13 protein-coding genes are annotated in these 15,001 nt (G+C 51.7%); 9 read left to right on the top strand and 4 right to left on the bottom strand.

Annotation, left to right across the window (positions count from 1 at the left end; genetic code table 11):
- Positions 1-21: 21 nt before the first annotated feature.
- The 3 genes from cutA (at position 22) to BLP45_RS11285 (ending at position 2,992) form a co-directional block, all read left to right on the top strand.
- Positions 22-351: a divalent-cation tolerance protein CutA gene (cutA, locus tag BLP45_RS11295; protein WP_090372586.1), complete on the top strand. Its 330-nt coding sequence runs from the start codon at positions 22-24 to the stop codon at positions 349-351.
- Positions 348-2,309 carry a protein-disulfide reductase DsbD gene (gene dsbD / locus BLP45_RS11290; RefSeq protein ID WP_256327797.1) on the top strand — a complete coding sequence of 654 codons (1,962 nt, stop codon included), beginning with the start codon at positions 348-350 and terminating at the stop codon, positions 2,307-2,309. The genes cutA and dsbD overlap by 4 nt, the downstream gene beginning before the upstream one ends.
- Positions 2,310-2,467: 158 nt before the next feature.
- Positions 2,468-2,992, top strand: a complete 525-nt coding sequence (locus BLP45_RS11285) for a TlpA family protein disulfide reductase (RefSeq protein ID WP_090372585.1) — start codon at positions 2,468-2,470, stop codon at positions 2,990-2,992.
- A 32-nt stretch (positions 2,993-3,024) separates the two neighbouring features.
- On the opposite strand, the gene BLP45_RS11280 is transcribed toward BLP45_RS11285, so the two are convergent.
- The 3 genes from BLP45_RS11280 to BLP45_RS11270 all read right to left on the bottom strand — a co-directional run bounded on the left by BLP45_RS11280 (position 3,025) and on the right by BLP45_RS11270 (position 5,810).
- Positions 3,025-3,534: a hypothetical protein gene (locus tag BLP45_RS11280; RefSeq protein WP_090372584.1), complete on the bottom strand. Its 510-nt coding sequence runs from the start codon at positions 3,532-3,534 to the stop codon at positions 3,025-3,027.
- A gap of 212 nt (positions 3,535-3,746) precedes the next feature.
- Positions 3,747-4,475 carry a DUF2490 domain-containing protein gene (locus tag BLP45_RS11275; RefSeq protein WP_090372583.1) on the bottom strand — a complete coding sequence of 243 codons (729 nt, stop codon included), beginning with the start codon at positions 4,473-4,475 and terminating at the stop codon, positions 3,747-3,749.
- Between the two features lie 357 nt (positions 4,476-4,832).
- The gene (locus BLP45_RS11270; RefSeq protein ID WP_090372582.1) at positions 4,833-5,810 is read right to left on the bottom strand and encodes a sulfite exporter TauE/SafE family protein; all 978 of its coding nucleotides are present in this window, start codon (positions 5,808-5,810) and stop codon (positions 4,833-4,835) included.
- Between the two features lie 397 nt (positions 5,811-6,207).
- On the opposite strand from BLP45_RS11270, the gene BLP45_RS11265 reads away from it, so the two are divergent.
- Together BLP45_RS11265 and BLP45_RS11260 are read left to right on the top strand one after the other, a co-directional pair.
- A complete protein-coding gene (locus BLP45_RS11265; RefSeq protein WP_090372581.1) occupies positions 6,208-6,585 on the top strand; it encodes a DUF2784 domain-containing protein in 378 nt (125 codons plus the stop codon).
- A 156-nt stretch (positions 6,586-6,741) separates the two neighbouring features.
- A complete protein-coding gene (locus BLP45_RS11260) occupies positions 6,742-9,870 on the top strand; it encodes a DUF748 domain-containing protein (protein WP_090372580.1) in 3,129 nt (1,042 codons plus the stop codon).
- 81 nt (positions 9,871-9,951) lie between these two features.
- On the opposite strand, the gene BLP45_RS11255 is transcribed toward BLP45_RS11260, so the two are convergent.
- Positions 9,952-11,625 (bottom strand): OprO/OprP family phosphate-selective porin, encoded by a 1,674-nt coding sequence (locus tag BLP45_RS11255; RefSeq protein WP_090372579.1) that lies wholly within the window; start codon positions 11,623-11,625, stop codon positions 9,952-9,954.
- Positions 11,626-11,938: 313 nt separating this feature from the next.
- Between BLP45_RS11255 and BLP45_RS11250 the strand changes: the two genes are divergently transcribed.
- From BLP45_RS11250 to BLP45_RS11235, 4 genes are all read left to right on the top strand, one after another.
- Positions 11,939-12,196, top strand: coding sequence for a DUF2024 family protein (locus BLP45_RS11250; RefSeq protein ID WP_090372578.1), 258 nt, complete (start codon positions 11,939-11,941; stop codon positions 12,194-12,196).
- A gap of 72 nt (positions 12,197-12,268) precedes the next feature.
- Positions 12,269-13,108, top strand: coding sequence for a S1 family peptidase (locus BLP45_RS11245; RefSeq protein ID WP_090372577.1), 840 nt, complete (start codon positions 12,269-12,271; stop codon positions 13,106-13,108).
- Positions 13,109-13,284: 176 nt separating this feature from the next.
- Entirely contained in the window at positions 13,285-13,779 is a 495-nt protein-coding gene (locus BLP45_RS11240; protein WP_256327796.1) for a DNA-binding response regulator, read from the top strand.
- A gap of 27 nt (positions 13,780-13,806) precedes the next feature.
- Positions 13,807-14,472 (top strand): LuxR C-terminal-related transcriptional regulator, encoded by a 666-nt coding sequence (locus BLP45_RS11235; RefSeq protein WP_090372575.1) that lies wholly within the window; start codon positions 13,807-13,809, stop codon positions 14,470-14,472.
- The last annotated feature ends 529 nt before the right edge of the window (positions 14,473-15,001 follow it).

Below are 15,001 nucleotides of genomic sequence, written 5' to 3'. Positions count from 1 at the left end.
TAAATAATGTGATCCACTTCGATGGACCCCATACTCGTTATTACCAACTTGCCCGACAGAGCCACGGCCATGGCCCTTGCCAACAAGCTGATCGATGAGCGGTTGGCGGCCTGCGTTAATGTGCTGGCTGACTGTGTCTCTGTCTACCATTGGCAGGGAAAAAACGAAACCGTCAGCGAGGTGCCAGTATTCATTAAAACCCTGGCAAAGCATTACTCCCGCTTGGAACAGCTGATAACGTCGATTCACCCCTACGAACTACCGGAGATCATTGCTGTCCCAATAAGCAACGGCTGGCCGGCTTATTTGAAGTGGATTGCCGATGAAACGTTGCCCTCAGACAAAAAATGAATAAAGCCAGGTTACCCATGCACCTGATCCGATACTTTCTGCTATTTCTCTGTTTTTCCAGCGTAAATATCTTCGCGGAGGAGAGGAAATCTTCCGGTTTCTTTTCTGAGTTACAGCAGCTTGGCGCAAGCTTTAATCAGAACGAACAGGAATTGCTGCCGCCGGACCAGGCCTTCAAGCTGACGGTCAGAGTGCGCGATGAGAATACGTTGGTAGCTCAATTCGAGCCGGCGAAAGACTATTATCTTTATCGGGACAAGGTTGCGTTCAAGCCCCAAAATACCGAAACATTAATCGAGAAAATCTCGTTACCCGCAGGGGCGGTAAAAAGCGATTTGACTTTTGGTCAGGTCGAGGTTTTTCATAAACCGTTTGAAGCGGTGATTTCCTTGAAACGGGCAGCATCGCCAACGAACAAGTTGACCCTCGTTGCGACCTATCAGGGCTGCAATGAGCCGATAGGCGTTTGCTACGCGCCGATCAATAAAGTGATCGAACTGACGCTGCCGGTAGCGAAAGCGGCCGCGGGAGCCGTTGCCAATGCGGTAAGCAATAACGCGGCGGCGGCAACTGCTTTTTCAGCAGCAAAGCCGGATGCCGCTGCCGAACTATTCCAGTCGCCTGGCCCCGCCATCGAGACGGAATCCAGCAAAATAGATCGAATGTTCGAGAGCGGTAGTTTCTGGATGATTTTGACCGGTTTCTTTGGCATCGGCCTGCTCCTTTCATTCACACCGTGCGTGTTTCCCATGTTTCCTATCCTGTCGGGCATCATTGCCAATCGGGGGGAACGCATTACCAAGCTACATGGATTCACCCTATCGCTAGCCTATGTCAGCGGCATGGCGATCACTTACGCTGCAGCAGGGGTGGCGGCGGGACTTTCCGGCGCGATGCTGTCCGCGGTATTGCAAAATGCCTGGGTGCTTGGGGCATTTGCACTGATCTTTATAACGCTGGCCTTTTCCATGTTCGGCTTCTATGAATTGCAATTGCCAGGCTTCCTTCAAAGCAAGCTTTCCGAGGAGGCGGGGCACTTGAAAGGCGGGCATCTGACTGGCGTATTTGGCATGGGAGCGCTGTCCGCTTTGATCGTTGGGCCATGTGTCGCCGCCCCGCTAGCGGGGGCGCTGCTTTATATCAGCCAGACGCGGGATGTCGTGCTTGGCGGTTCCGCTTTATTCGTCATGGCCTTGGGTATGGGGGTGCCGCTATTGTTGTTGGGCGCCTCCGCTGGCGCGCTTCTTCCCAAGGCAGGACCCTGGATGGAGTCGGTCAAACAATTTTTCGGCGTATTGCTGCTCGGGGTAGCGATATGGTTGATATCGCCAGTAATTCCGGCCGTGGTGCATATGCTTCTCTGGTCGGCCCTGCTGATCGTCTCAGCCATTTATTTACACGCCGTTGACCCGTTGCGGCCTGGCGCCTCGGGGTTCCGGAAATTTCTGAAGGGGCTGGGCATGATCGCGCTGCTAACCGGTGTTGCGCTACTGGTAGGTGTTTTATCCGGCAGCCGTGACATTCTGCAACCACTCTCAAGAATAAATATTTCCAGTATGAACGTGGGGGAAGCGGGAAGCGAAAGTCAGGCGGCCGGGCATCTCCCGTTCCAGCGGGTGAAGTCGATAGCCGAACTTGAACAGCATATCGCCCAGTCGCGGAATAAATATGTAATGCTGGATTTTTACGCGGACTGGTGCATTTCATGCAAGGAAATGGAGCGCTTCACATTTACCGATCCAAAAGTGCAATCGCGGCTGAAAGACGTGGTGTTGCTTCAGGTTGACGTCACTGCCGGAACGCCCGATGATGCGGCATTGCTCAAACGCTTCAAACTGTTTGGTCCTCCCGGCATCCTGTTCCTCGACCGTCAGGGACATGAAGTTCCCCGTGTCAGGCTTATTGGATATCAGGACAAAGAAAGTTTTCTCGCCATACTCAATGCGGTGCTGATTTAGCGTCCCGAGGATAACGCTTAGAGCCGCATCTCCGCTTTCAGAGGAATCTCAGGCAAACGGATCTGTAGAGCTCCCACGGTACGGGATGGGCGGCGCCAGGCCGACGCCGGGGGACCCTGCTGACAGCTGTTTGAAAATAGCGCTTTTAGGCAAACACAATGACGAAATCACAGCAGATACTGTTATATATAGGGATCGCAATACTTGCAGTGGCTGCCGGTTTATTGCTGCGCGGCCAGTTAACGCGTACTACTCCGCAGTCCGGGGCGGACACCATCTTCGCGGCGAGCCTGCCGGACCTGCAGGGCATAAACCAGCCTATTTCACAGTGGCGTGGTAAAGTAATGGTGGTTAATTTCTGGGCAACCTGGTGCGAACCGTGCCGCGAGGAGATTCCCGAGTTCATTGAACTCCAGAAGCGATTCAGCGATCGAGAACTGGTTTTCGTCGGCATTGCGGTGGATCAGAAAGAAAAGGTAGCCGCTTTCAGTAAGGAGGTCGGTATCAATTATCCCGTACTGGTGGGAGGCATGGGGGCCATGGGATTGGCCGGCGCGGCGGGAAACCCCCAAGGGGCGCTACCTTTTACCGTGGTTATTGACCGTAGCGGAAAAATTACGGATACCCGTTTGGGTCGCCTCAGCCGGAGCAAGCTTGAATCCATGTTAAAACCTCTGCTGTAGAAGGCCGTATTCAAGTACCGGGACTTGCAAAGCTATCGGGTTCTATAGCCGCTCGCTTTCGTGACCTTCCACAAATATTCCTGAGTATTATCCGACAGGATCGGCATTGACAGGGCGCTTTTAGTGAGCGGCGGTACAGTCAAATCAATATCGTATTCCTTGCCGTCCAAAGATGCCTTGGCAGGTTTCGTTTTACCCCCAGGCGTGAGAAGAACGGTTATGCGCGTGACCGTGTAATCGTTGTTGCCATTGTAAATGTTCCCGCTGAAGACTCCGTAACCAAAACCGGCATGAATGATGAGTTTTCCGAAAGCATCGGGCGGCAGGTCGGCCTGATGGAGTTTCATCTCCGAGAATTTCTCGCGGCAAAATTGCCTGGCCTGGTCGGCAGCGCGATTGCTGGTGATCCCCTTCATGGACTCGAGCACGCACTGGTCGTAATTGCCGGGATCGGATAAGCTTCTGGCAGGCAGGCTGGGCGATATCAGTACCAACGAAACCCCACCCAGAAGGACTTGTATTACCGGAATTTTTATTTGCATTTCTATTCTGAACGAGAACTGCTACGCCCGAACTCGTAAACGCTTGTTTTTCGGGCGGCAGGCGTAATCGGATACCGCCGACTGAAGCGAGTTGTGGAAAATCTGCGCGACCTGGAGGAAACGGAAAGGGCAGCGCGATGGCGGTTCAATAAACACAAAGAGAGAGAAGGAATAAGCTTTCTCTCTCTTCAAGTGCTCCAGTGAAACGATGCTTAAAAATTCATAAATAGGTTAACCACCAGATTATGTCCCATATAATTAGCGCCGCGCCGAATAATATATTGATTCATATAACCGACTTCTGCTGAGATATTCTTGTTGAAGGCGTAGCCGAGTCCCGTAAAGAACCGGTTTTGATCGAACCCTCGCCGGGGAACCCAATCCGTATCGTTAAGGCCCACAAACGCTTCACTCTGGATGATGTAGCTGAAGCCCGGCGCAAATGAGAGGGGGATCGCTGCCTTTAGCAAGTGCCGATAACGGTTAGCCATATCATTCCCTATGTGTTCAGGGACAAAACGTTGCTCCAGACGGCTGCGGCTGGTAAGCCTCCCCCATGAGAATTTGTCGCTCCATATGAGCTGTTGCCAGGAGCGGTGCTCGTCGTACGTATTCCCGACATAGGGAGTTGTGGTCGGCGTCCAAGCGTATCCCGCCCACACACTGACAGTGTCGGTAACTTGATAACCTACACCTGGACGCACAATGGCCTGGGAAAATTTCGATGAATCGTCAGCGAAACGTCCCTGTCCTTCCATCCACCACTTGACTTTCGCGAGGGTTGGGTTGTTTGGATTGACAAACCCAAAATTGCCCGTCGAGGTAATGGCACCCCACGTTCCGAAATCCTGCACGTCGTCCGCAAACTGAGCGGCGGCGGGCCCTGAAAGCGCCAGGCCGAATAGCGTCAATGCCGTAAAAATACCCTTTTTATTTAGCATTTGATTTTTCCTGTCTTGTGAAAATAGATATCAAAAAATTTGCATGGTAGAACAGCATTTTACGCTCATTGTTGTCAAAAAAGCATTGTGTAGATGTGAGGAATTTGTGAGGGACGCGCTGTCGTTTCGGCAAATTTAAAAAATAAACAGGTTCCCGTATCAATTGGATAAGAGCCACCACGCAGATCCTGGCGCGAAAAAATGTGAGATCCGCCGCTACAGGTGGTCTTGGCAATAACGCTTATTTTGCTGCACGTAGGGGACAGGACTGTTGTGAAGAAAACGTCGTTTTCGTATGTCGTCATCGGCCTTATAAGTGATTCCAATTGCCCCTCTGCATTGAGGAACGTCTTTCGGTTACGTGGCAAGCGCCCGGTAAAGGTTGTAAAAGCTGATTATGATGATCAGCGCTCCTACCAGTATCAGCAACGTTCGTGCGTGGAGTTTCTTGCATAGCACCGCGGCGAACGGAGCGGCAAAGAGTCCACCAAATACCAGGCCGACGATGATAGGCCAGGTATCGGTTTCCATCAGCAATGAAAAAACCGCGGCGCTCGTTAATGTCAGAAAAAACTCAGCGAAATTGACCGAACCGATGGTAGTGCGCGGGTCGTTCCCCGAACCCACCAAAGTTGAAGTCACAACCGGTCCCCAGCCGCCGCCTCCCGCCGAATCGACGAATCCGCCAAACAGAGCGAGTTTTCCAACATGCCTTGGGGCTTGTGTGCGCAAACGCAGTGGGCGAAATGCCTTGCTGAGGATATAGATTCCCAGCAGCAGCAGATAAGTGGAGATGTACGGCTTGAATATGGCACCATCGATTTGCGTCACCAGCATTGCACCCAATATCCCGCCCAGAATACCCGGTATCAGCAGACGCACAAATAGCTGTTTATTCACGTTACCGAATTTGGCGTGCGAAATACCCGAAACGCCGGTAGTGAAAATTTCCGCGATATGGACGCTAGCGCTTGCTGCCCCCGGACTGGCGCCTGTTGCCAGCAGGAATGTGGTTGCCGTAACGCCATAAGCCATGCCCAATGCGCCGTCCACTACTTGTGCAAAGAACCCCACTATCACCGCACTCCAGAAGATCTTGCCGCTGAGTGTCTCGCCAATAATTTGCCAACCGCCAAGCCAGTTATTGGAAAGAAAAAAACGTCCCGTCAGAAATAGAATCAATACAATCAATACCAGAACGATGAACCACATTGCGGCCCGGAGCAGCGGGTGCGTTCCCGGATGAGAAACCGGTTCCTCAATGGGGGGAAGCCCCAGTTCCTGGTGTTCCACGTTGATAGGATTGCGGGTCAGATCGAGGTTGCGAATTTTCATCCTGATTCCGGCGGGGTAGCGAACTCACCAAAAGGTGACGTTCAAGTGAGGCAAGAAATCTTCTTTATGGGCCACGGCTCTAAACCGGGAAAATAAGCAATCAAACTCCGGGTTTGGGTCCGTCTCTTTGATCCATGCCTTTTTCGTTGCGGGACACTATACCCATACGCGCAAACAACCCGAAATAACCTATTAGAATATGTTTATTCTTTTCGTTTGTTACTTGAGGGGATTACCAGAAAAGCCGGAAGTAAGGATGGAATCAAAAAAGGCACGGAAAATTCGGTCTAAACCCTGTTAGAGGTACCTTTCAGGGATTATGCTATCGGCAGTCCGACGGGCTGGTAGTGTGAGGGCTGTACTCCAGGATGCATTGATATTGAGGCCATAGATAGTTATGCTACTCGCCGACCTGATACTTATTATTCATTTCCTGTTTGTGCTGTTTGTTGTCGGCAGCCTGCCGGTAATCTGGATCGGTGGGTGGATGGGATTGGATTTTGTGCGAAATCTTCGGTTCCGGCTGGCGCACTTGGCCGCCATCCTGTTCGTCGTTGGCGAATCCCTCGTTGGCATGGCATGTCCGCTGACTGTGTGGGAAGACGCGTTGCGCCAAGTGGAACCCGGGGGTAATTTCGTCCAGCGCTGGCTGCATCGCATTCTATTCTACGATGTTGCAGAATGGGTGTTGACGACAGTTTACGTGCTGTTCGCGCTCCTGGTTGCTATTACTTTCCGGTTATTTCCACCGCATCATCGCAACCCGCACCGCTGATTTCTGGTTTGAAGCCGGTGCCAGCCCGCCCACGTGATCTTGAGTGCGTCCGCTTTTATTGGTCTCGCTAATGTAGCGGATTGCGCACGCAAACCGCTCAAATGCCGCTTTTCGGTTAAAATTGATGGAATTACCATTCCAAGAAACTACCTGTCCATGTCTCCCACTTCGCAACTTCGTCGCTTCACTTCCCGCAAACGCCTAAGTCTCGGCCTCGGCATTCTGGCTGCCGCCATTGCTCTCTTTGGCCTGCTCGGTTATTTCTGGTTGCCGGGTTATGCCAAGACCAAGCTCGAAACATTACTGTCGGAAGCTGTGCAGCGTCCCGTCTCGATACAATCAATTGACATTCAGCCATACACCCTCGAACTGACGGTACGGGGTTTTCGCGTCGGTGAAAAAGCCGCAAGTGCTGAAGCCGGCAAAGCGTTGCTCTCTGTCGACGAACTGTATACCAATCTTAGCATCGCCTCCATTGCCCGGCGGGCACCGGTAATCAGTGCGTTATCGGTGCGCGGACCGGCGGTGCGCCTAGTCCGTGAAAGCGAGCAACATTTCAATATCACGGATTTGATAGAAGATTTCATGAAACGTCCGGACGAGGGCGGTAAATCGATATTTTCCGTAAGTAACATCATCATTGAAGATGGCCGTTTTGAATTTGTCGACCGGCTCAAGAACAGCCATCAGGAAATTTCCGAAATCCGCATCGGCGTACCCTTCATTGCCAACTTTGAAAGCACTGAGGAGGCTTGGGTTGAGCCGCATTTCAGCGCCAGGGTAAATGGCGCCCCACTCGCTCTCGACGGCAAACTACGCCCTTTCACCAGTAACCGCGAGGCAACGCTTGAGCTCAAGCTCAATGACGTCGATCTGACACGAATCGACGAGTATTCTCCGATTCCGGTCGGTATTGACCTGCTCTCGGGATATTTTGATAGTGATTTGTTGCTGACGTTTACACAGGTTGCCGGCGAATTGCCAAGCATGATTCTGACAGGCCGCGCCACGTTACGGAAGCTGGAGATCAAGAATGAGGCGGTGGAAACGCCATATACGGCGAAATTCGACCGGCTCGACGTCATATTGACTGAAATCAATCTCAACGGTCAGAAGTCATCACATGCGGGACTGGTTCTGACCGATGCGGCAGTGCTGCGCAGGAGCGAGCCGGAACCGGCACTAAGCCTGCAAAAGTTAAGTGTGGATGAAATCGCGATCGACCCCATGAAGCAGAATGCTACGCTAGGCGCGGTAACACTCGACCGGTTCAAGACGTCGATGCGCCGCGAAACTGACGGCAGCCTCGATCTTGTTAAGCTTTTTGCTCCGTCTCCAGGCAAGGCGGCACCCGTAACGGCAACGAGCCCCGCGGACGGGGAAACTGATAAACCATGGGCCGCTCGGCTTGGCAGTTTGAAACTGGTGGCTGCGGCATTGCGCTTTGAAGACCGTACACTGACAAAAGTGGCGCCAATGGTGGTCGAACCACTCGATTTAAGCGTCAATGATATCGACTTCAGCGGCATTACTCCGCTCAAGCTGGCGCTACAGGCCACCGTAAATCAACGCGGCAGTCTCGAAACGAATGGCTCCCTTGCGTGGGCGCCATTGGCGATTGATCTTGCCGTGGATGCCAAGGATATTGATCTTGTCTCGCTGCAGGGTTGGGCCGGTGACAGGCTGAACGCACTCCTCACGCGTGGTGCAGCTTCTTTCCGGGGCAAGGTCAAGGCGGATGGAGCGCCACTGAAAGTGGCATTGAACGGTGAGGGCCGATTTACCAACTTCAATGTTCTTGACAAGGTAAATGCGAGGGATCTCCTGCGCTGGCGAAGTCTTGACATTAACGGCATCGACTTTGTTAGCGAGCCATTGCGCGCGAATGTTGCCTCGGTCGCGATTGCTGATTTTTTTGCCTATGTAATAATTTCCCCCGAAGGGCGATTCAACCTTCAGGACATCGTCCGGCAAGACGATAATGGGAAGCCATCCGCAAAAACAGCTTCGGCTAAATCCCCCGCAACAAGTCAGGCCATCGTTTCCCCCACCTTGCCAGCGGCTATTGGCACAAGTTCTTCCCCGGCCCCCGCACGCAAACCCCTGCCTGTTCATATCGGTCGGGTGGTGATGCAGGGTGGGAACATCAATTTCAACGACCAATTCATCACCCCCAATTATCGGGCAAACTTGACGGGCCTTGCCGGACGCGTAGGGCCCCTGGACCCGCGAAAGCCAGGAGAAATCGATATTCACGGGGCGGTGGATAAAACCGCACCGTTGAAAATTGCGGGCAAGATCGATACGTTGGGCAGAGAGCTCTACCTCGACGTCACGGCGACGGCGAAGGGCATCGATATGCCGGCCTTCAGCCCATACTCTGGCAAATACGTCGGCTACGCTATCGAGAAGGGCAAGTTATCGGTCAATGTTCATTACCACGTCGAAAAAGGTGAACTAACGGCCGAAAATAACGTTTTCCTTGACCAATTGACATTAGGCGAAGAAATTGAAAGCCCGGACGCATTGTCGATCCCAGTCAACCTTGCCTTGGCATTACTAAAGAACCGGCACGGTGAAATTGATGTTCATCTGCCCATCAGCGGTTCTCTCAACGATCCGCAATTCAGCATAGGCGGACTGATTGTCAAAGTCATCGTTAATCTGCTGACAAAGGCGGCGACCGCGCCTTTCGCGCTGCTAGGCTCGCTCTTTGGCGACGAAGAGTTGTCCGAGATAAGCTTTTTAGCCGGCCATGCACGGATTACGCCGGAAGCCGAAAAACGTCTTCAAGCGTTATCCAAGGCATTGACCGACCGCCCGGCACTCAAGCTTGAGATTATGGGTTGGGCCGACCAGGCGCATGATCCGGAGGCTCTGAAACGCAAGATGCTTGAGCGCAAGATCAAGGCCCAGAAGCTGTCGGAAAGCGTAAAAAAAGGAGAAGGGGGCAGCTCGCTTGACGATGTCGAACTGACGCCTGAGGAATATCCCAAATATCTGACTGTTGCCTATAAAGAAGAAAAATTTGCGAAGCCAAAAAACGTGGTAGGTCTTACGAAAAGCTTGCCAGCGCCGGAAATGGAGCAGCTGATGCTGGCTAACATCAATGCCGGCGACAGCGAAATGCGGCAACTTGCCGGCCTTCGCGCTACAGCGGCACGGGACTGGCTGGTCGAGCAGGGCGGCATCTCGAGCGACCGCGTGTTTGTACTTGAGCCGAGAGTCGAAGTGGAAGCCGCCAGCGGGAAATCGGCCCGCCGGGCGGAGTTTTCGCTCAGGTAAACAACCTGTCTGGCTTGCCAGGGATTTCCGGAATTATCCGGAAATCCCTGGCAAAGCTTGACCTGTATCCCCTCGATATGCTCAAAAATCGACTTGAACTTGTGTCAGGAAAGAGGCTAAATCGGCATTATTGAAGCCAGCGGTACGAGGAATTGTCGACCCTGCGGTATTGACATCCAGCACGTAAGTAATATTGTTCTGGATTTTGACATGCGAATACGGGTACCAGTTTAAACCAAACCTGACCATATCCGCTTTTCCTCCCCTGATTACTCCGCTGTTCAAGTTGATATAATCATATCCGGCGGCGACTTCCCACGCTCCCCAGCCTGACCCGTTCAGCTGAAAATTCTGCCTGGGTTTTATTCGATTTGCCGCACCATTCCTGACATGATACGTTTTGGACTCGCCGGTTAAAAAGTAACTCGCGAAACCATAGTAACCTGTCAGGTGTTCATCGTCATAACCCAGGCCATTTATATTTGTTCGCAGATACTCCCCTTGAATCGCGAGCGGGCCGTGCACCAGCCAGGTCTCCGCACCATAGCGATCATAGCTGTCTATCCGGCGCGACCCCGGCGCCCCCCTGTCCCCGGTGCTCAAGTTGCCGGTGTTTAACATGTTGCTACGATCCACGTTCGTTCCTGGAAAAGCAAAGAATGCCATTCCGCCGCCACCGCCGCCCTGTGCGGACGGGGTGCCGCCGATCATGCCGGCGGCATTGTATTGGGTGTTGACGACAGTATGCCCAGCGGAAATCCCGACATGCCAGAATTTAGTGTCATCCACCATCCATGGTCTGCCTGTGACGCGGCCGATGCCTTCCCAGCTGGTGTCTCCGGCCCCATTGTTGCGGCTGTTGTTACCCGCGGTATTCACCGTGGTAGAAGCGGAAGACCAGGATCCGACCGGTTCAGTTTGAAAAGCGACGCCGAACTGAAAACGCGGAACCGCATAGTTGGCGCCTATACCGGTCTTGTAGGTATTGGGATTGTCAACGAATGAATTGACCGACATGTGACGTTCGATGAATGTGAGGAAGCGGTTGCTGGCAGCTTCTTCCAAGCTGAAAGGCTCCTTGAACGAACCGACTTTAACCGAAAAAGGGTTGGTGACATTCAGGCGGACGAAGGCGTCGGTTATTCCGGATTCCACTGTACCGTTGCCTCGGCTGAAGTCATACTCGAATTTGTAATCCCATATCTTGAGAAAAGTACCTTCAACACCAAGACGGGCGCGACGCAGCGTCACGCCACTATTCAATTCGTTCGGCAGGTTAGTACCTGTAGGGGGTAACACATCGTTGATAAAATTGTACTGTGAACCGACCTGCATGCGTCCGTTCACCGCAAACGTAAAATTGCCGTCCTTGGTTGAAAAATGTGGAGCTCCATCATGAAAGCCGATGTGAACTTTCTCCGCTTCCTTGACCCGTTCGTTGAGAGATGCGACATCGCTGACAAGACGTGCGCCTGCCATCTTCTCTCTTATCTCCGCCGCTCGATCTCTACGGATTGGGATGGATTCCGTCACATCCGTTTTGTCTGCCGGCACATCCGCCGTCTTGCTCGCTGCTTTCTCTTTCTTTGCGGTTTCTTCTTTTGTGAAAGAACCCATGTGCACCCGTCCAGGTCCGGGTTTTGCATAAATCTGTTCGGTTTTCGTATCGACATAAAGATCAATTGCAAAGGCTCCGGCTGGTACGCCTGCGCCCAGAACGGCAGTAATGGCTAATGTGATTTTGGATAATTTCATTAATTCGCTCTCTTCTCGGCTGTTTATCAAAAAACTAATGCGAGAATAGGGCAAAGAAATGTCGTTTTTATTGCAGTTTTGTCACCGTTTTATGACAAACATAGTGAATTTGATTGTATGATTCCAACGGTTCGAACAGCTTCAATTCTGGCTCGTCCCCCGGCGGACCGGCAACGTTTCCAAGGGTCCGTTCCGACTGGATGCGTTCGCATTCCACTTTTTTCGCCGCCGTGATAGTCTATACGTTGAAATTGTTCAATTATTGCGAGCTGCTTTAATTCACGCTATCCCGTAACCATCAAGAGGAGCAGTTATGGAAATTCACGTATATGACACTTATGTCAAAGCGAAAGACGGCCACACGATGCATTTTGATGTATTTATGCCGACAAAAGACGATAAGAAAGCGATCGAATATGCGAAACAGTGGTTGACTTCAATCGGTGAAGGCGACGCGGCGGTGACGAGCAAGGAATGTAGTTTCTGCCACAGCCAAAGCGCTCCCGCAAATGTTGCCGACGCAATTAACAAGGACGGATATTTTATCTACAAGATGGAAGGCTGCAGGTAATGTTGGTCCGGCATTCAAGAAAGTAGAACCAGGGAAAATTGTGCTGGAAGAGGAAATGAGCTTCAAAGTATCATGAGTGCCCGGCGTATCTTCCGGACCCTCTTCCCCGGCTGTGTCAAAGGTCTTCCCGTGTTAGGGCTAATGCTTGTTTCCCCGGTGTGGAGCAGCGAACTCGTCAAAACTATCGAACAGATCAAGCCGTCGATTGTTGGGGTGGGAACAGTTCAAAGGACACGATCGCCGCCCGTTAATATTCTCGGCACCGGTTTTGTGCTGGATGACGGCCTTCACGTAATCACCAGCGCACATGTCGTTCCCGAGATGCTGGACATTACCAACAAAGAATCTTACACCGTCATTACCGGCAAGGGTAAAGAGCCGGAGCTCAGATCTGCAACGATCGTCGCTATCGACAAGGAGCATGATCTGGCCCTCCTTAAAATCAGTGGGATGGCTTTACCTGCCATGGAGATTGGGGATGCAGGCAAGGTTCGGGAAGGACAGACCCTGATTTTTACAGGATTCCCAATCGGCATGATTTTGGGATTTTATCCAGTCACGCATCGGGCCATGGTTTCCGCGATTACACCGATCGTAATGCCCGCGCGCAATTCAAGGCAACTTAATGCAAAAGTGATCGGCCAACTGCAGAAGTCCGCGTATGCTGTATTTCAGCTCGACGGTACCGCGTATCCTGGCAGCAGCGGAAGCCCTCTCTATGATCCCGAAACCGGGCTCGTATATGGTGTTGTCAATATGGTGTTTGTGAAAGGTAAGAAGGAAGCGGCGCTCAGCAATCCAAGCGGCATCACCTATGCCATTCCCGGTAACTACATCCGTGAACTGCTGCGGCGCAAAATAATTAAAAATGATGAGAAGTCGCCTGGTTTGAATAACTCCTTCATGAATTAATCAGGATATGGCGTCGACTCGCGTATTTCATCCCGAACTGGGAATCATCGTCGAAAACTTTGAAGACCTGGATAATTTTTTATAGTCCGGGTGTGGAATAGCTGGAAGTTAACTGGCATAACGGCATTGTAACGAAGCGGGCTTGATTGCCTTCATAGCCAAATAGGGACGTTGGGATGAAAACTATGCAAACGGTTACCGTAGCAATAGCCGATGCGGATCCGGGGAGGCGCACAAAACTGGAGCAATCTTTGCGGAGTGGGGAAGGCATCAAAGTGCTGACAAACGTTATGTCAAACGGAAGCGACGCATCCGTCGACCGCCGACATAAATCTCGTACGAACATGACAGCAATTGAAGACATGATCGCCCGTGTCGCCCGCCTCAACCCCCGTATACTTTTTGTCAATCTGGACCAGTCTGCAGACGAGGATTTCGCGTTGCTGGAAGCTTTACGCTGTGAATGCCCCGAGACGTTGGTGGTTTTGCTAACCGATAAATCTGCCGGGGACGACCGGATAATCGAGGCATTGGCTAACGGCGCACGTGGCTGCCTGAGCCATGAATCGGATCCGTTTTATTTTTCGAAGGCCGCGCATATGGTTGATCGGGGCGAGGTCTGGGTGACACGCAGAATGTTGGCTAAAATTATGGATAAGGTATTGCATTAATGCCATGAATATTGACAGGAGACATTCTTGATCTTGCTAGCGAGTTCGTCTCAGGATGATCTATTCCGCTGGGAGCAGGGGGTGCGCGGTCTTGCTCCTATTTTTTGCTCAACCAACTTGGACTCGGTCAGAGGTGAATTGGTACGGATAAAACCAAGTATTCTCCTGCTTGATCACGATTTGCCGAAGCTGGATGGGCCGAACGGAATCTCGGGCCTGATGAAATTGAACCCCGAAACCAAAGTCATTGTTTTGAGCCGCGCCATTTCTGACGAAATCGAATGGGGATTGTTCAGGACGGGTGTGAGAGGGTGTTGCAGAGGCGATATCGAACCCGAGCAGATCAAGAATGTGGTCGAGGCTGTTCAGCAGGGTGAATTGTGGATTCGACGAGCGCTTAGCTGGCACTTGCTGAACGAACTGGTTATGATTACGCAGGAAAAGAATAAAATCAAGCAAGTGGTTAGCGAGTTGCTTGCAAATCTTACCCGGCGCGAATATGAAATTGCGACCCTTGTTGGAAACGGTGAAAGCAACAAGCAAATCGCGCGACGGCTGGATATTACCGAGCGCACAGTAAAAGCGCATCTGACCGAGGTTTTTCGCAAGCTGGATGTTGCTGACCGGCTCAAACTGGCATTAATCGTGAAAGGCTCCGTGAGCCCTCCCAACTCGACAAGAATAGAGCACTAATTTCCGTTTTTGCCTTTCTGGCTATCTCGAGTACCTGAGAGATTTTTGTCTGCTGTCCTGCAGTTGCAATTCGTCCGCAATGTCTCAATCTAGAAGATGGCAGCGATCGGCAAGGCCCCATAATCGAAAATATTCTACGGCTTGAAGCAGCAATTTAGATTCCAGGCCAGATTTGCTATAGCGTGTACCAGACGTCCCCGCTCTGCGCTGGACCCGACTTTATTTGGCCGTAACCCGACTCTGATAACCCGTAGTGGTTGAGGCAGTTCACTTTGCACAACAGCCCGCCCTGCCTTTGTCGTAAACTTCTCCTTTCTATTTTGCTTTTGCTTTCTATACAGTACGGAAGCTGTGATCGCTTTCTTAGTGATCTTACGAGCCAAGCGCTTGGGAAACGAGGAACAAATTCCTTATTCCCGACCGCTGGATTAGCGTACCAAGGTCCAATTGTTCTTGCTGGCGAAATTGATATGATGCGAATATAACGCTTAACGCAAAAATGCCTACTTATTAGAAGGGTCGGTCTATA

The organism is Nitrosospira sp. Nl5 (assembly GCF_900102495.1).
In the GTDB taxonomy this organism is placed as follows: Bacteria; Pseudomonadota; Gammaproteobacteria; order Burkholderiales; family Nitrosomonadaceae; genus Nitrosospira.
The sequence above is the reverse complement of the archived record's forward strand: the minus strand, read 5'-3'. Positions and strand labels throughout refer to the sequence as shown.